At 68.3% G+C, this 15912-nt stretch carries 13 protein-coding genes; 8 read left to right on the top strand and 5 right to left on the bottom strand.

Annotated elements, in window-relative coordinates:
- Positions 1 to 152: 152 nt before the first annotated feature.
- A complete protein-coding gene (locus tag AC3FJ6_RS24135; protein WP_488774032.1) occupies positions 153 to 2564 on the top strand; it encodes a carbohydrate-binding family V/XII in 2412 nt (803 codons plus the stop codon).
- Positions 2565 to 2906: 342 nt separating this feature from the next.
- Here AC3FJ6_RS24135 and AC3FJ6_RS24140 read toward each other — a convergent pair whose 3' ends face one another.
- The 3 genes from AC3FJ6_RS24140 to AC3FJ6_RS24150 all read right to left on the bottom strand — a co-directional run bounded on the left by AC3FJ6_RS24140 (position 2907) and on the right by AC3FJ6_RS24150 (position 5774).
- Positions 2907 to 4277: an MATE family efflux transporter gene (locus AC3FJ6_RS24140; RefSeq protein WP_488774033.1), complete on the bottom strand. Its 1371-nt coding sequence runs from the start codon at positions 4275 to 4277 to the stop codon at positions 2907 to 2909.
- Positions 4264 to 4776: a winged helix-turn-helix transcriptional regulator gene (locus AC3FJ6_RS24145; protein ID WP_488774034.1), complete on the bottom strand. Its 513-nt coding sequence runs from the start codon at positions 4774 to 4776 to the stop codon at positions 4264 to 4266. The genes AC3FJ6_RS24140 and AC3FJ6_RS24145 overlap by 14 nt, the downstream gene beginning before the upstream one ends.
- Positions 4777 to 4853: 77 nt before the next feature.
- Positions 4854 to 5774, bottom strand: a complete 921-nt coding sequence (locus AC3FJ6_RS24150; protein WP_488774035.1) for a LysR family transcriptional regulator — start codon at positions 5772 to 5774, stop codon at positions 4854 to 4856.
- Positions 5775 to 5926: 152 nt separating this feature from the next.
- Between AC3FJ6_RS24150 and AC3FJ6_RS24155 the strand changes: the two genes are divergently transcribed.
- From AC3FJ6_RS24155 to AC3FJ6_RS24175, 5 genes are all read left to right on the top strand, one after another.
- Positions 5927 to 7420, top strand: coding sequence for an acyl-CoA synthetase (locus tag AC3FJ6_RS24155; RefSeq protein WP_488774036.1), 1494 nt, complete (start codon positions 5927 to 5929; stop codon positions 7418 to 7420).
- A gap of 108 nt (positions 7421 to 7528) precedes the next feature.
- Entirely contained in the window at positions 7529 to 8497 is a 969-nt protein-coding gene (locus tag AC3FJ6_RS24160) for a Bug family tripartite tricarboxylate transporter substrate binding protein (RefSeq protein ID WP_488774037.1), read from the top strand.
- 91 nt (positions 8498 to 8588) lie between these two features.
- The gene (locus AC3FJ6_RS24165; protein WP_488774038.1) at positions 8589 to 10052 is read left to right on the top strand and encodes a chloride channel protein; all 1464 of its coding nucleotides are present in this window, start codon (positions 8589 to 8591) and stop codon (positions 10050 to 10052) included.
- 252 nt (positions 10053 to 10304) lie between these two features.
- Complete coding sequence (locus AC3FJ6_RS24170; protein WP_488774039.1) at positions 10305 to 10586, top strand: hypothetical protein; 282 nt, start codon at positions 10305 to 10307, stop codon at positions 10584 to 10586.
- Positions 10587 to 10689: 103 nt separating this feature from the next.
- Positions 10690 to 11484 (top strand): hypothetical protein, encoded by a 795-nt coding sequence (locus AC3FJ6_RS24175; protein WP_488774040.1) that lies wholly within the window; start codon positions 10690 to 10692, stop codon positions 11482 to 11484.
- Between the two features lie 76 nt (positions 11485 to 11560).
- On the opposite strand, the gene dapB is transcribed toward AC3FJ6_RS24175, so the two are convergent.
- Together dapB and AC3FJ6_RS24185 are read right to left on the bottom strand one after the other, a co-directional pair.
- Positions 11561 to 12370, bottom strand: coding sequence for a 4-hydroxy-tetrahydrodipicolinate reductase (gene dapB, locus AC3FJ6_RS24180; RefSeq protein WP_488774041.1), 810 nt, complete (start codon positions 12368 to 12370; stop codon positions 11561 to 11563).
- Between the two features lie 91 nt (positions 12371 to 12461).
- On the bottom strand, positions 12462 to 12911 hold the full coding sequence (locus AC3FJ6_RS24185) for an Lrp/AsnC family transcriptional regulator (protein WP_153949147.1): 450 nt from the start codon (positions 12909 to 12911) through the stop codon (positions 12462 to 12464).
- 140 nt (positions 12912 to 13051) lie between these two features.
- On the opposite strand from AC3FJ6_RS24185, the gene AC3FJ6_RS24190 reads away from it, so the two are divergent.
- Entirely contained in the window at positions 13052 to 14245 is a 1194-nt protein-coding gene (locus tag AC3FJ6_RS24190) for a saccharopine dehydrogenase family protein (protein WP_488774042.1), read from the top strand.
- Complete coding sequence (amaB, locus tag AC3FJ6_RS24195; protein ID WP_488774043.1) at positions 14242 to 15765, top strand: L-piperidine-6-carboxylate dehydrogenase; 1524 nt, start codon at positions 14242 to 14244, stop codon at positions 15763 to 15765. The genes AC3FJ6_RS24190 and amaB overlap by 4 nt, the downstream gene beginning before the upstream one ends.
- Positions 15766 to 15912: the final 147 nt, after the last annotated feature.

Genomic DNA, 15912 nt, shown 5'->3' on the forward strand with positions numbered 1-15912 from the left:
GGCGGGCTTCCAATGAAAAATGCCCCGTGCACCACTTTGAGGCGCCCATGTGATCTGTCCGGTTTGCGCAGGGCCGATGAATGTTTTTGCCGCACATTGTTCCGGCCACCGCACTAATTTAGATTCATCTGACGCCGAATGTTGGAGATTCCATGTCCTGTGCGAAGCCCGCCCGTCTGGGCCTGACCTTGCTTGCCGTGGCGCTGTTGGCCGCCCTGCCGCCGGCGGGGGTGTCCGCCAAGTCCGCGTCCGCAGCCAGTGCCGCGCAAAAGCTGGCGCCGCTGACCTGGCCGCGCAATTTCGAGGTGGCTGGCGACCACGTGGAGCTCTACCAGCCCGACCTCGAGAAATGGGACGGCAACCGGCTGTCGGGCCGGGCCGCCGTGGCCATCGGCGCCAGGGAGGGCACGCCGGTCTATGGCGTGGCGCGCTTCTCGGCGCAGGCCGATATCGACAAGCCGTCATCGCTGGTGCAACTGACGAATATCCAGATCGACAGCGTTGACGTGCCCACCCGCCCCGACGCCGCCGACAAGGTGCGGCAGGCGCTGATCGGCCGGCTGTCGCCCCAGGGGCTGACCGTGCCGCTCGAAGAGCTGCAGGCCAGCTACGCGGTGTCGCAGCAGCTGGCAAAGGCGCAGCGCGTGCCGGTAAGGAACGACGCGCCGGAGATCCTGTTTGCCACCACGCCCACGCTGATGGTCCATGTCGATGGCGACCCGGCCTGGCGCCAGGTGGCCGGCACATCGTACGAGCGGGCCATCAACAGCCGCGCGCTGCTGCTGCGCGATACCGGCGGCGAACTCTGGCTGCAGGCGGCCGGCTACTGGTATCGGTCGGACTCGGCCGGCGGCACCTGGGAGCCCGTGCCCAGCCCGCCTGCCGCGCTGCTGGGGGCAGCCAGCAAGATCGGCGCATCGAAGGACGAGCCGAAGCCCGACCCGATGATGCCCGCCGACGGCAAGAAACCGCCGCGTGCCCCGGTGGTGCTGATGGCCACGCGGCCGGCCGAACTGATCCAGACGTCGGGCGAACCGCAGATGACGCCCGTGGGCGGCACCAGCCTGCTGACGATGTCGAACGCCGACCATGCGGTGCTTATCGATCCGTCGAGCAACCAGACCTACGTGCTGATCTCGGGCCGCTGGTTCCGCGCGGCGATGCTCAATGGCCCGTGGCAATACGTGCCGGGCGCCCAATTGCCGGCCGAGTTCGCGAAGATCTCGCCCCAGGACCCGAAGGCCAATGTGCTGGTGTCGGTGCCTGGCACGCCGCAGGCCCGCGAGGCCGAGATCGCGGCGACGATTCCGCAGACGGCGTCGGTATCGCGCACCAAGGCCGCAACGGCCGTGGTCTACGACGGCACGCCGAAGTTCGAGTCGATCACCGGCACGTCGCTGCGCTATGCCGTCAACACGGCCACGCCCGTGATCGAGGTCGATTCGTCGCACTACTTCGCGGTGGTCAACGGCGTCTGGTTCACGGCCGGCACGCCGGGCGGCCCCTGGCAGGTGGCCACCGAGGTGCCATCGGCCATCTACACGATCCCGCCCAGCTCACCGCTGTACTACGTGACCTACGTCCGCATCTACTCGGTCACGCCGACCACGGTGGTGGTCGGCTACACGCCGGGCTACCTGGGCGTGGTGGTGAACCCGGACGGCACGGTGGTCTACGGCACCGGCTATGTCTATCCGCCGTATGTCGGCGCGTACTACTACGGCTACCCGGTGACCTACGGCTATGGCGCGGGATTCGGCATCGGCGTGGCCGAAGGATTCGCCTTCGGCTTCGCGGCCGGCGCGATCTGGGGCGCGGCGGCGCCGTACTGGGGCCCGTACTGGTATGGGGGCGGCAGCTTCGTCAATATCAACCAGGCGAACTTCTACGGCCGCTGGGGGCAGGGCACCGTGACCCATGCCGAAGGCTGGAACGCCTGGACGGGCACGCAGTGGCGCGGCACGGCCGGCGCCGGTTACAACCCGGCCACGGGCGCGCGCTTCCAGGGCAGTCAGGGCGCCGCGTTCAATCCATACTCGGGCAACTACGCGGCGGGGCGGCAGGGATCGTTCGCCAACCCGTCAACGGGACGCGAGGGTGCCGGGCGCGGCGGCGTGGCCGGCAACGAATACACGGGCAACTATGCGGCGGGCCGGCAGGCGGCCGGATACAACGCCCAGACCGGCCGCATCGGCGCCGGCGAAGCCGGCATCGCCGGCAACACGCAGACCGGCCAGTACACAGCGGGCAGCCGTGGCTTTGTCGCCAATCCGGGCAAGGACAACGCCGTGGTCTGGAACAACGGCAACGTCTACGCAGGCCATGACGGCAACGTCTACCAGCACACCGACGACGGCTGGCAGAAGCACACCACCAATGGCTGGGAACCGATGCAGCAGAACAGCGAAATGCAGGGCCGGCTCGATCAGCAGCGCCAGGCGCGGCAGGCCGGGCAGCAACGCTTCAACACCGCGGCGGCCCAGCAGTGGCAGGGACGTTTTGCCGGCGGCGGCGGAAGATTCGGCGGCGGCGGCGGCCGCTTCCATGGCGGGTTCCGGCGATAGCTACTGCACGCGCGAGCGCCTTTCGCCCCTCTCCCGCCCAGCGGGAGAGGGGCCGGGGGAGAGGGCAAAGTGGCGCAAATGTCAGAGGAAAGAGTAAAAGCCAAGAGCCTCGGCAACACCGCTGTCTGTCTCCCCTCTCCCGCCCGGCGGGAGAGGGGCCGGGGGAGAGGGCAAAGCGGCGCAAATGTCAGAGGAAAAAGAAAATGCCAAGAGCCTCGGCAACACCGCTGTCTTTCTCCCCTCTCCCGCCTAGCGGGAGAGGGGCCGGGGGAGAGGGCAAAGCGCTGCAAATCGAGACCCCCGCAGCCAGAGCCCCCGCCCCCCAAGTCGAAAGCCCACCCGTCATCCATTACGCGGCGACCACTCCCCCTTGCGCACCCCCATCGCCGTGACCAGCCCATAAGCGGTAATCCCCAGCGCAACGCCCAGGAAATGGCCGTCGAGGCCCATCCCGGCCACGTTGGCCAGTACCCAGCCGCCGCCCGCGGCCAGGCCGATCCGGCTCAGGCCGGCGATGATTGGCCAGCGCATGCGCGCGGCGCCCAGCGACGCGAAGTACAGCGCCATGCCCAGCCCGAATCCGCCGAATGCCGGGCCGACCCACGACAGCGCCCGCGCCGCGATGGCGGCCACCTCCACATCCTTGGTGAACAGGGCGGCGAACTGCGCTGGCGCCAGCCCCACGGCGGCGCCGACGCTGCCCGCCAGCAGCAGTGCCAGCAGCGCGCCCACCCAGGCGGTACGGCGCGCCGTGTGCCAGTCGCCAGCGCCCACCGAGCGGCCCACCAGCGCCGTGAGCGCCGATCCCACGCCGAATGCCAGCGGAATCATCAGGAATTCCAGCCGCGCCGAAATGCCATAGGCCGCCACGGCCGTGGTGCCGTAGTGACGCAGCTGCGCCGTGACCAGGATCGTCGTCAGGTTGGCCACCGATGCCAGCGCGCAGGCAATCAGTCCAACCGCCAGAATGCGATGGAACAGCGCACCCGACAGCTTCACGCGCAGCGTCGGCACAAAGCCGGCGCCGCCGCGCATCACCACCCAGGCCATCATCAGCGCCGCCGCCCACGATGCCGCCGCCAGCCCCGCGCCAATACCAGCCAGTCCCATGCCCAGTCCTTCGGCAAACCACCACGCCAGCACGGGAAACACGATCCACATGCCGGCCAACACGCGCGCGGCCAGCGCATGGCGTCCGCCACCGCGCAGCACCGACGCCAGCGTATTGGCCAGCCACGCCGGCACCGCACCCAGGCCGAACAGCCAGATCGCATAGGTCGCGGCCGCTTCGGCCGCCGTGCTGCCGCCAACGGCGCCAAACACCTGATGCGGGAAGCCGGCCAGCGCAATGGCGAAGACCAGGCCCGCTGTCAGCGCGATGATCATCGCGTGCATGACCAGCGACGACGCATCGTCGCGCTTGCCGGCACCGAGCGCGCGGGCGATGGCCGACACCACGCCGCCGCCCATCGCACCGGTCGACATCTGCTGCAGCAGCAGCGCGAACGGCAGCACTACCGCCCAGCCGGCCAGCGCCTCCGTGCCCTGGCGCGCGGCGAGCCATGTTTCGATCAATTGGGAACCGGCCTGCAGGAAGGCCACCAGGCTGGTGGGCGCGGCCAGCACGGCAATGCGCCGGGCGATCTCGCCGTTGGAGACCGGCTCCGCGGCGGCGGCCCGGCCGTCCAGCGTCAATGCGTCAGGCTTGCTCATCGGCGGCCTCCGTGGTGGGTTGCGTGCCAAAGCGTTCGCGCAGATACCGGCCGGCGCCGGGGCCGGGCCGCACACGCAGGTCATCGACGGTGATCGTGCTGCCATCGGCACGGGTCAGGCACCCGGCCACGATCTCGCCGCCGTCGCGCTTGTCTTCCAGCACGGTCAGCGGCCCCTTGTCGTCGGCCAGCCAGCGGTCGGCCCAGGCCTTGAGCGACACGTAGACGGGGAAGAAGTCGCGCCCCATCTCGGTCAGCTGGTACACCTGCCGCGCGCCGCCGCCAGGTGCCGGCACCTTTTCCAGCAGCCCATGCTCGACCAGCGTCTTGAGCCGCGCGCTCAGGATGTTGGGCGCAATGCCCAGGTGCTTCTCGAAATCGTCAAATCGCGAGCTGCCGTAGTAGGCCTCCCGCATCAGCAGGATCGCCCATCGCTCGCCCAGCACCGCCATCGACCGCGCCACCGGGCACGGCATATTGGCAAAGTCCGTATGTGCCATCGTCTCCTCGTTTTACTTTTGATATGCAAGTAAAGGAGATAATAGCTTGCGATTTGAAAGTCGACAGGCGATTTTTGTCAGGCTTGTGCGAATACCGGCAACCCCGTCACCGCCTCGCGCAGGAACCCGATCAACGCCCGCGTGGCCATCGACAGATGCGGGTTTGGCGTGGTGATGATGTACAGGCGGTTGCCAAGGCCTTCGGGCTTCCAGTCGGGCAGCACCGGCACCAGCGTGCCCCGGCGCACATCTTCCCAGCCCATGTAGACCGGCAGCAGGCTGATGCCATGGCCCTGGCGCACGGCGTTCATCAGGAACGGAAAGTGTTCGGATTGCAGGTAGGGCGTGATCTCCACATCGTGCCGCTCCGGCCCGCACGCGGAATCGCGGCCCAGCGTCAATAGGAAACGTCTCGAAGTGTAGGGCGGGCAAACGAACCGGCACGCCGACAGATCGGACGGCTTTTGCAACGGTGGGGTGCGCGCCAGATATTCCGGCGACGCGCACAGCTGCCAGCGGATGGCGCAGACCTCGCGCGCCACGGTGTCCAGCGGCGGCAGCGACGTCACTTTCAGCGCCACATCGATCTCGGCGGCGATCAGGTCGGTCACGCGATTGGCAAAGAACACGCGCAGCGAGATGCCCGGGTGCAGTTCGGCAAAACGCAGCAGCAGCGGGGCGATAAACGCGTCGCCCAGCCCGGTGGGCACGCTCACGCGCACATGGCCGCGCAGCGTCTTGCCCAGACTGTCGATCTCGGCCTGCGCGGCGGCCATCTCCTGCAGGATGCGCAGCCCGTGCTCGTAGAGCGACTGGCCCGCATCGGTCATCTCCAGGTGGCGCGTGGTCCGGCGCAGCAGCATGGCACCAGCCTGTTCTTCCAGCTGCCCAAGCTGCCGGCTGATCTGCGACCGCGTGACGCCGCGCCGGCGTCCCGCTTCGGCCAGGTTGCCCGCTTCGACGATATCCACGAAGGCCTGCACAAGGTTGAGGTCCATGCGACGACTCTGAAAGCAATGTCAAGTTTGACGCAACATTGTGATTCGGTCAGATGGGATTGTCGATGCTGGCGTGCATCGCTAAAGTGGCCAGTCATCGGCAGACATTCGCGATTCCATCGCCGCCGGCAGCCAATACAAGGAGACCCCGCATGCCCGCAGACCTCTGGTTCGAATCGTTGCAGCGCCCCGGCGCGGAGGTGCTGGACCGCGGCATGCGGCTGGCCGGCGGGCTGAGGCGGCTCGGGCTGGAAGAGGGCAACGTGGTGGCGGTGCTGCTGCGCAATGACCCGGTATTCGCCGACGTGGTGTTCGCGTGCCGCGCGGCAGGCACCTATTACTGCCCGATCAACTGGCATTTCATGGCCGAGGAAGTGCGTTACCTGCTGGAAGACAGCGGTGCACGCGCGCTGATCGTCCATGCCGATCTGCTGCCGGCCGTGCGGGCGGTGGTACCTGATGGCGTTGCGGTGCTGGTGGTGGGCGGCGCGCATCCCGATGCGATCGAATACGAGCCGTGTCTGGCCGCGCAGACCGCCTACGACGGGCCGCGCGTGGCGCCGCGCGGGCACCTGGCTTACACGTCGGGCACCACCGGCCGGCCCAAGGGCGTGTTGCGCCAGGCGATGCCGCTGGCGGACCTGGACGCGCAGCAGGACCGCCTGCGATCGCTGATCCGGCAGGCTTACGGCATCGTGCCCGGCTGCCGTGCGCTGATGACGGCGCCGCTCTATCACAGCGCGCCGAGCGTGTACGTGCAGAACGCGCTGCAGATGGCCGAGCGGCTGGTGCTGGCGCCGCGCTTCGATGCCGAGCAGGTGCTGGCGCTGGTGGAAAAGCACCGCATCGACGTGCTCTACCTGGTGCCGATCATGTACGTGCGGCTGCTGAAGCTGCCGCCCGAAGTGCGCGCGAAGTACGACCTGTCGTCGATCCGCTTTGTCGCGTCCACCGGCTCGCCGTGCTCGCCGGAGGTGAAGCGTGCGATGCTTGACTGGTTCGGGCCGGTGATCCACGAAACCTACGCGTCGAGCGAGGCTGGCCTGGTCACCGTGGCCACGCCAGAGGATGCCGCGGCCCGCCCCGGTACGGCCGGGCGCCCCGTGGGCGACGCCAGCGTGCGCATCATCGACGAGAACGGCCGGCCGTGCGCGCCGGGCGAGGTGGGGCTGGTGTACGTGCGGCAGCCCGCCTACCCCGACTTCACCTACCTGAACAACGACAAGGCGCGCCGTGCGATCGACATCGACGGGCGCGTCACGCTGGGCGACATGGGCTACGTCGATGCCGACGGCTATCTGTTCATCTGCGACCGGGCGTCGGACATGGTCATCTCGGGCGGCGTGAACATCTATCCGGCCGAGATCGAGCATGAACTGGTGCGCTATCCGGGCGTGGCGGACTGCGTGGTGTTCGGCGTGCCGGACGACGAGTACGGCGAACGCCTGCACGGCGTGATCGAGCCGGTGGCGGGCGCCGACGTGGAGTCCGCTGCGGTGATCGAATGGCTGCGCGGCCGGCTGTCGGGCTTCAAGGTGCCGCGCTCGATCGAGGTCGTCCAGCGGCTGCCGCGCGACGAAACCGGCAAGCTGGCCAAGCGCCGGCTGCGGGACCAGCACTGGGCTGGCCGCCAGCGGCGGGTCTGATCACGACTTGCCCCACGGTTCTTGCCCTTCTCCCGCTCGGCGGGAGAAGGGCGGGGGAGAGGGCAGGCGCGGCACCGCGATTCGATTCCTATAAAGCAGGAGACAACCATGCACCGTATTTCCCTCACCCTCTGCGCCGCCTTGTTGGGGGTCGCGTTCACTGCGCCCACCCTGGCCGCCTATCCCGACCGACCGGTCAAGCTCGTCGTCCCATACACGCCGGGCGGCTCGACCGACCAGTTTGGCCGCGCGATGGCCGAAGGCATGGCGCGCGAGCTGAAGCAGCCCGTGGTGGTGGAGAACCGCCCCGGCGCCAATACGATGGTGGGCACGCAGGGCGTGGCACGGGCGCAGCCGGATGGCTATACGGTGCTGATGGGCAGCAGCGCCAGCATGGTGCTGAACCCGATGCTCTACAAGAAGACCGGCTACGACCCGAAGGACTTCAAGGTCATCCTGATCGGCATCGAGGTGCCGTTGGTGGTGGTCACCAACAACCAGGTGCCGGCCAGCAACATCAAGGACTTCGCCGCATACGCCAGGGCCGCGGGTGGCAAGCTCAACTATTCGTCGGTGGGGCTTGGCAATCCGCTGCAACTGGCCACGGAAATGCTGAAGTCGGAGCTGGGCATCGAGATGACGCACGTGCCGTACAACGGCAGCGCGCCGGCGCTGGCGTCGCTGCTGGCCAACGACACGCAGCTGATGGTGGATGTGGTCAGCACCTCGCTGCCGCATATCAAGGCCGGCAAGCTCAAGGCGCTGGCCGTGACGGGCCGCTCGCGGCTCGATGTCCTGCCCAATGTGCCGACGGTGGCCGAAAGCGGATACCCCAACTTCCATGCGGCGACATGGTTCGGCCTGGCCGTGCCGGCCCAGACGCCGCCGGAGGCTGTCGCCAAACTGCAGGCTGCCGCGTCGCACGTGCTGACCGAGACGCCGTTCCGCAACACGTTCAACGCGCTGGGACTGATCGTGCAACAGCCGCGCAGCCAGGCCGAGATCGACCGCTATGTGCAAGCCGATCGCGACAACTGGGGCAAGGTGATTCGCGCCAACAGCATCAGCCTGGACTGAGCCGGCGCGGCGGACCCGTGCGTGGCGGAAAATCAGGGGCGTATAGTTGAGGGCGTTTTTTACGCCCCCGCATGCTTTCCGCATCGACGCCATGACCGACCCTGTCGAGCCGCCTGATTCCAACCTTCCCGACGCCAACGCGCCATCCGGACCTGCCGCGCGCCGCGACAGGCTTGGCGAACTCCGCGTTCACGCGCGCCGCGCGGCGAATCGCAAGACGCGCCAGGTGGGCCGTATCTCGCGCACGTCGATGCGCTATGCGGCGTTCATGTGCGGCGCCGGCGGGGTGGCGCTGTTCTCGATGGTCTTTGCCTACATCGCCGAGATTGCGCTGCGCTGGAACGCGAAGCTGACCACGGCCACGCCGTGGCTGGCGTTCGTGATGCTGCCCTTCGGGCTGGCCGCGCTGCGCTGGCTGACGATCCGGCTGGCGCCGCAGGCGCGCGGCTCCGGCATTCCGCAGGTGATCGCGGCCGTGACGCTGCCACCGGCCGGCGTGGCGCAGACCGTGCTGGTGTCGTTCCGGCAATCGATGTGGAAGGTGCTGCTGACCGCTGGGGCGCTGCTGGCGGGCGCGTCGGTGGGGCGCGAGGGGCCTTCGGTCCAGGTGGGCGCCGCTGCCATGCTGGCCTGGGGACAGTGGTGCCAGCAGAAGCTGCGCTTCCGCATCGGCTTTCATCCCAGTTCGCTGATCGCGGCCGGCGCGGCGGGCGGCCTGGCGGCTGCGTTCAACACGCCGCTGGCCGGCGTGGTCTTCGCCATCGAGGAACTGGGTCGCGGCACGTCCGTGCGGTGGGACAGGCTGGTGCTATCCGGTGTGCTGACAGCGGGCTTCCTGTCGCTGGCCGTGCTGGGCAACAACCCGTACTTCAGCGTGAAGGTGCCGATGCTGGTGCTGCACGACGCGTGGGGCCCGGTGTTGCTGTGCGCGGTAGTCAACGGCGTGGCCGGCGGCCTGTTCGCCAAGCTGCTGATTCGCGGCGTGCCCGGCCTGGTGCCGTCGGCCTGGCGCGGCTGGACGACCGCGCATCCGGTCTGGCTGGCCTTCCTGTGCGGGCTGGTCGTGGCCGTGGTGGGCTGGGCCACCGCCGGCGCCACGTTCGGCACGGGCTACGAGCAGGCGTCCGGCCTGATCAATGGCGAGCCGCACAGCACGCTGTGGTTCGGGCTGGCCAAGTTCGTGGCCACGGTGGTGTCGTACTTCGCGGGCATCCCGGGCGGGATCTTCACCCCGGCGCTGGCCATCGGTGCCGGCATCGGCGCGAACATTGCCGATTTTGTGACCCATTTCATGTCCGGCATGGCCGAGCCGCGCGTGCTGGCGCTGGTGTCGATGGCGGCCTTCCTGGCGGCGGCTACCCAGGCGCCCATCACCGCCAGCGTGATCGTGATGGAAATGACGCGCACGCAGGACTTGACCATCTTCCTGCTGGCGGCATCGCTGCTGGCGTCGTTCCTGTCGCGCCAGTTCAACCCGCATCCGTTCTATCACCATATGGGTCATGCGTTCCGCCGTGAAGCGATGGCCATCGCACGGAAGGACCCACCGGCATGACGCCCCCTTGAGCGCCCGGATAGTGGCGCAAGCGGCCCTTCGTCGTGGCCGTAACAGCTGGTTACAAACTTCCCTGTGCGGCCCCTCGCCAAAGTGTGGGTTCGGCATTGAAGCGCCGTAGCGGACGCATGGCCGATGTCTTAACATCTGCTGCGCATTGAACGGCGGCAGCAGATTGGCCGGCAACGCATGTGTACCGGCGGCACAAGACCTCGTCGGACAGGCATTCGATGCATTTTCGGGGAGCAGAAGATGGCCACACAACGACCGGGCGGCACGCGCCCGACCACGCCGAGCGCCGACGAGCCGCACACCAGCACGTCCCGTCACAGCGCCACATGGCACGACCTTGGCGCGGATACCGCCATCTGGCATACACGCGGGCTGCAGTCCAGCACCCGCATGCGCGCACCCGCCCCCCGACGCACGCCGGCACAGCCATTGCCGCCGAGCCCGGTGCCAAAGCTGATCCTGTGGGCAGTGCTGATCGGCATCGCGCTGGTATGCTTCCATGCCGTGAAGCGTATGCTCTGACCCCCTGTCGATCCGGCATCACATCGCTGATGCCCGGTATTTCCCGGCAGGAACCCTCGGGACGGAGCCGGCTCCAATGCGGAGCCGTTTTCAGGAGTGTGTTTTGAGATTTCCTCTTGCCGGGCTGGCAGTTGCCGCCCTGCTGGCGACGTCTGTCGCCCAAGCCGCCACGGCTGCAACGGCCGCACCGGCCGCGCAGCCTGCCATCAAGGCCCCCAATGCCACCGCCACGCCGGCCCCCGACGGCAAGGACCGTTTTTCGACGATGCTCGATACGCTCGAGATCGGCAGCCCGCTGCCCGCGTTGCCCGATTGCGCCGACCACCGGACCCCGGATGGCAAGGATGTGACCGCATACTGCGTGGAACTGCGTGGCGACGGCGTGATGCGCCAGGTGGGCGTGCCGCGCGACCAGCGACCCGCGTTCATGGACGGACCGCGCCTGGTGGCGCTGGTCGATGGCAATGCGCTGGTGGGCGTCATCGTGCCGACCGACGGCATCCGCTCGCAGGACGCCGCCGCCCAGGCGCTCAATGCCCGCTATGGCAAGCCGTTCCGCCAGGAAATGGTGGACATGAAGGACAAGGCCGGCAAGGACGTGCGAAGCATCCACGCGGGCTGGATGCGCAAGCCGCTGACCGTCGAGCTCTACGCGATTCCCGAGAACCCGGCCGAAGGCACGATCGAACTGCTGCTGCCGCAGGCGCGCGCGCTGATGGCCAACCGCGATGCCGAAGTGGCCAAGTCGCTGGCGCCGCCTCCCGCGCCGGCAGGCAAGGGCGGCAAGGCAGACAAGGCTGAAAAGACGGACAAGGCCGAGAAGACGGAAAAGTCCGACAAGTCCGACAAGGCCGAAAAGAAAGCCCCGGCCAAGCCGATCAATCCGGGCAGCTGGTAAATCGACCGCCTGGCGGCAGGACAGCGCGCCGTCAGACCATCAGGCCGTCAGATCGATGGACCGGGGCGCGCCAGCGTCAGAGGCCTTCCATCACCTTGTCCAGGCCGCGCACCACACCGCGCACGGTATGCACCTTGCGGATGGCCAGCAGCGCGCCGGACACATAGGGCTTGGAGCCGTCGCCGGCTTCGTGCCTGATGTGCAGGCGCTGGCCGTCGGCGCCGAAGATCACCTCGACCCCCAGCTGGTATCCCGGCAGCCGCACGGCATGCACCTGCGTGCCGGACATCGTGGCGCCGCGCGTCTCCTTCGGACCGCTGACCTGGTCCACGGGCACGGCCTGCGCCGCCTGCTTGACCTGGCCTAGCCGGAACGCCAGTTCGCGCACCGTGCCGGACGGCACATCCACCTTGCCCGCCTTGGCGTAGTCGATGATTTCCCAGTGGTCGAGATGGCGCGCCGCCATCTCGGCAAACTTTTGCAGCAATACCACCGTGATCGCAAAGTTGCCGCAGGCCAGCACGCCGCGGTCGGCCTTGCGTGCCGCGGCGTCGATCTCGGCATAGTCGTCGTCCGACAGCCCCGACGTGCCCACCACCACATGCGCGCCGTGCGCCAGCGCCTGCAGGATGTTGTGCTTGGCGACCACCGGCTTCGTGTATTCGACATAGACGTCATACGGCGTCTTGCCCAGTTCCTCGATGCTGGCTGCCGCCACGCCGGGCGTGTCCTTGTGGCCCGTCAGGCTGGCCAGCGTCTGGCCCGCCGCGCCCCGCGACAGGCCGGCCACCAGCGTCATGTCGGCGGCGTGGGCCACGCCCCGCGCCAGCTCGCCGCCGGCCCAGCCTGTGACGCCGCCCACGGCAACGCGAATCGTCTCGTTCATCGTTCTCTCCCGCTCCGGTTGCAAGGAGGGCAAGCATAGCGCGCCCGTTTCAATCGCGCTGGCGATGCCGAACGCTTCGGGCCGGCACCGGCTACCCGGCAGCACGCCGCCGGTCGATCTTGCGCGCCAGCACGATCGACGTGGTGGTGTGGTTCACGCCGTCGAGCATGCCGATCTCGTCCAGCAGCTTGTCCAGCCGCGCGTGGGTATCGCACCGGATCACGGCCATATAGTCCACCGGGCCGCTGACCGAGTTGAGTTCCTCCACCTCGGGGAACCGCCGCAGCGCGCGCACCACGGCCGGCGCCGCCTTCGGCTGCACCGACAGCCCGCAGAACGCCAGGATGGCGTTGTCCTCCATCTGGCTGCCCAGCCGCACGCCGTAGCCGGCGATCACGCCCGTGCGTTCCAGCCGCGCGATGCGGGCCACCACGGTCGTGCGCGCAATGCCCAGCGCGCGCGACAGATTGGCCGCGCTCTCCCGGGCGTTGGCCTGCAGCAGGGCCAGCAGGTGGCGATCGGTCTGGTCGAGGTCAGCCATGGGTGTCGATGACGATTCGTCAAAATACTATGTCAATGTGACCGATTATGCCGGGGTTTCGTCAATCTTGTGGCTATAAAACGTGCGCGCGGCTGCCCATACTTCAGTCACCCCCCCACACGTTTCTGACGGAGTCCGCCATGCAAGCTTCCACGCTCGGTCCCGCCGCGGTGCGCGACCTGACGCTCGTCCCCCGTCCGCTTTCGGTGGTCGTGCTCGGTGCCGGCAAGATCGGCCGCGTGATGGCCACGATGCTGGCCAATGCCGGCGACTACCGCGTATGCCTGGTCGATCGCGACGCGCACCGGCTCGAGGGCGTGCCGCGCGGCATCGACGTACGGGCCGGCGATCCGACCGAACCCGGCACCTGCGCGGCGCTGCTGGCCGGAGCCGATGCCGTGATGAACGCGCTGCCGTTCCATGCCGCCATCCCGGTGGCCACGGTGGCCGCGCGCCTGGGCGTGCATTACTTCGACCTGACCGAGGACGTGGCGGCCACCCATGCCATCCGCGCGCTGGCCGGCGGCGCGCGATCAGTGCTGATGCCGCAGTGCGGGCTGGCGCCGGGCTTTATCGGGGTGGTCGGGCACGACCTCGCGCAACGCTTTCTGCGCGGCGGCGGTGAACTACACGACCTGCGCATGCGCGTGGGCGCGCTGCCGCGCTACCCCAGCAACGCGCTCAAGTACAACCTGACGTGGAGCACCGAGGGGCTGATCAACGAATACTGCAATCCGTGCGAGGCCATCGTGGACGGCCGCCGCGTGGAACTGCCCGCGCTGGAGGGGCACGAGTCCTTCGCACTGGACGGCGTCGAGTACGAAGCCTTTAATACCTCTGGAGGGCTGGGCACGCTGCCCGATACGCTGGCCGGACGCGCGCGCCAGGTCGATTACAAGTCGATCCGCTATCCCGGCCACTGTGCCCAGATGAAGCTGCTGCTGAACGACCTGCGGTTGCGCGAACGGCGCGACTGGTTGCGCGAGATCTTCGAGCACGCCATTCCGGTGACGGCGCAGGATGTGGTGGTGGTGTTTGCCAGCGCCACCGGTCATCCGCCCGGCGCGCGCGGCGACGGCGGGCGCGGGCCGCTGACGCAGGCATCGTTCTCCGCGCGGATCGGCGGCATGGACGATTTCGCCGGCATTGGCCATGTCAATGCGATCCAGCTGACCACGGCGGCCGGTATCTGCACCGCGCTGGATCTGGTGGCCACCGGGGTGCTGCCGCAGTCCGGATTCGTGAAACAGGAAGCCATGCCGCTCGACAGCTTTCTGGCCAACCGCTTCGGCCAGCATTACGCGCGGCACCCTCTTCAGGAGACGCTCGCATGAAAGCGCAGGAATTTGCCGATTGCTGGCAGGCGATGGGCCTGCCGTTGCCATGGCGCTCGACGGGTGCCGCCGCGGCGGGCACGCTGGACGTGCGTTCGCCGATCGACGGCGAGGTGTTCGGCCAGGTGCCGGTGAGCTCGCCGGCCGATGCCGACGCCCGCATCGCCCGCGCCCGCACGGCGCAGAGCGTCTGGGCGCTGATGCCGGCGCCGGCGCGCGGCGAGGTGGTACGCCGCCTGGGCGAGGCGCTGCGTGTCCACAAGGTGGCGCTGGGCCGGCTGGTGTCGCTGGAGACCGGCAAGATCCTGCAGGAAGGGCTGGGCGAAGTGCAGGAGATGATCGATATCTGCGACTTTGCCGTGGGTTTGTCGCGCCAGTTGCACGGGCTGACGATTGCCTCCGAGCGGCCCGCGCATGCCATGCGCGAGACCTGGCATCCGTACGGGCTGTGCGGCGTGATCTCCGCGTTCAACTTCCCGGTGGCGGTGTGGGCCTGGAATGCCGCGCTGGCGCTGGTGTGTGGCAATGGCGTGGTGTGGAAGCCTTCGGAAAAGACGCCGCTGTGCGCGCTGGCCGTGCAGGGGCTGCTCGACCGGGTGTTCGACGACCATGCGCCGCAGCTTGCGGGGCTGTGCTGTGTGCTGACCGGCGGGCGCCAGCTGGGGCAGGCACTGGTGCAGCATCCTTCGGTGCGGTTGATGAGCGCGACCGGCTCCACGCGCATGGGCCGCGAAGTCGGCATGGCCTGCGCCGCGCACTTCAAGCGCGCCATCCTGGAGCTGGGGGGCAACAACGCGGCGATCGTCGCGCCTTCGGCCAACCTGGAACTGACCATCCGCGCGATGACGTTCGCGGCGGCGGGTACGGCCGGGCAGCGTTGCACCACGTTGCGCCGCGCGTTCGTGCACGCGGACAGGATCGAGGCCGTGACGCAGCGTCTGCGCCAGGTGTATGCGCGCCTGCCGGTGGGCGATCCGCTGCAGGACGGCACGCTGGTCGGGCCGTTGATCGATGCGCCGGCTGGCGACGCCATGGCCAATGCGCTGGCCAGTTGCCGCGCGCAGGGCAACGTCGTGCATGGCGGCGAGCGGCTGCTGGCCGACCGCTTCCCGCGCGCCTGCTACGTGCGGCCGGCGCTGGTGCTGACCGACACCCAGCATGACACGATGCTGACCGAGACCTTCGCGCCCATCCTCTACCTGATGCCGTACACATCGCTGGACGAAGCCATCGCGCTGAACAACGCGGCATCGCATGGCCTGTCGTCGTGCATCTTTACCGAGTCGTTGCGCGAGGCGGAGGTGTTCCTGTCGGCGGCGGGCAGCGACTGCGGCATCGCCAACGTCAACATCGGCACCAGTGGGGCGGAGATCGGCGGCGCGTTCGGCGGCGAAAAGGCGACGGGCGGCGGCCGGGAGTCGGGTTCCGACGCGTGGAAGGGCTATATGCGCCGTGCCACCAATACGATCAACTACGGCGACACCCTGCCGCTGGCACAGGGCATTCGCTTCGACGTCTGAAACGGCATGCCGCTTACATGCATGAAGACGTTGCGAATCGTAACAAGGGTTACAGCGCCTTGACGCTGTATTACCAGACGCACCCGTATAACGTTCTTGAGGACAGCGCATTGAGATGACGCAATGCCTGGGACAAAAAGGACGTTG

It is taken from the genome of Cupriavidus sp. 94F1, assembly GCF_057798875.1.

What these genes read in the sequence shown, in the direction of transcription:
- AC3FJ6_RS24135 (WP_488774032.1), top strand. Translation starts at nt 153, where the DNA reads ATGTCCTGTGCGAAGCCCGCCCGTCTGGGCCTGACCTTGCTTGCCGTG.
- AC3FJ6_RS24140 (WP_488774033.1), bottom strand. Translation starts at nt 4,277, where the DNA reads ATGAGCAAGCCTGACGCATTGACGCTGGACGGCCGGGCCGCCGCCGCG.
- AC3FJ6_RS24145 (WP_488774034.1), bottom strand. Translation starts at nt 4,776, where the DNA reads ATGGCACATACGGACTTTGCCAATATGCCGTGCCCGGTGGCGCGGTCG.
- AC3FJ6_RS24150 (WP_488774035.1), bottom strand. Translation starts at nt 5,774, where the DNA reads ATGGACCTCAACCTTGTGCAGGCCTTCGTGGATATCGTCGAAGCGGGC.
- AC3FJ6_RS24155 (WP_488774036.1), top strand. Translation starts at nt 5,927, where the DNA reads ATGCCCGCAGACCTCTGGTTCGAATCGTTGCAGCGCCCCGGCGCGGAG.
- AC3FJ6_RS24160 (WP_488774037.1), top strand. Translation starts at nt 7,529, where the DNA reads ATGCACCGTATTTCCCTCACCCTCTGCGCCGCCTTGTTGGGGGTCGCG.
- AC3FJ6_RS24165 (WP_488774038.1), top strand. Translation starts at nt 8,589, where the DNA reads ATGACCGACCCTGTCGAGCCGCCTGATTCCAACCTTCCCGACGCCAAC.
- AC3FJ6_RS24170 (WP_488774039.1), top strand. Translation starts at nt 10,305, where the DNA reads ATGGCCACACAACGACCGGGCGGCACGCGCCCGACCACGCCGAGCGCC.
- dapB (WP_488774041.1), bottom strand. Translation starts at nt 12,370, where the DNA reads ATGAACGAGACGATTCGCGTTGCCGTGGGCGGCGTCACAGGCTGGGCC.
- AC3FJ6_RS24185 (WP_153949147.1), bottom strand. Translation starts at nt 12,911, where the DNA reads ATGGCTGACCTCGACCAGACCGATCGCCACCTGCTGGCCCTGCTGCAG.
- AC3FJ6_RS24190 (WP_488774042.1), top strand. Translation starts at nt 13,052, where the DNA reads ATGCAAGCTTCCACGCTCGGTCCCGCCGCGGTGCGCGACCTGACGCTC.
- amaB (WP_488774043.1), top strand. Translation starts at nt 14,242, where the DNA reads ATGAAAGCGCAGGAATTTGCCGATTGCTGGCAGGCGATGGGCCTGCCG.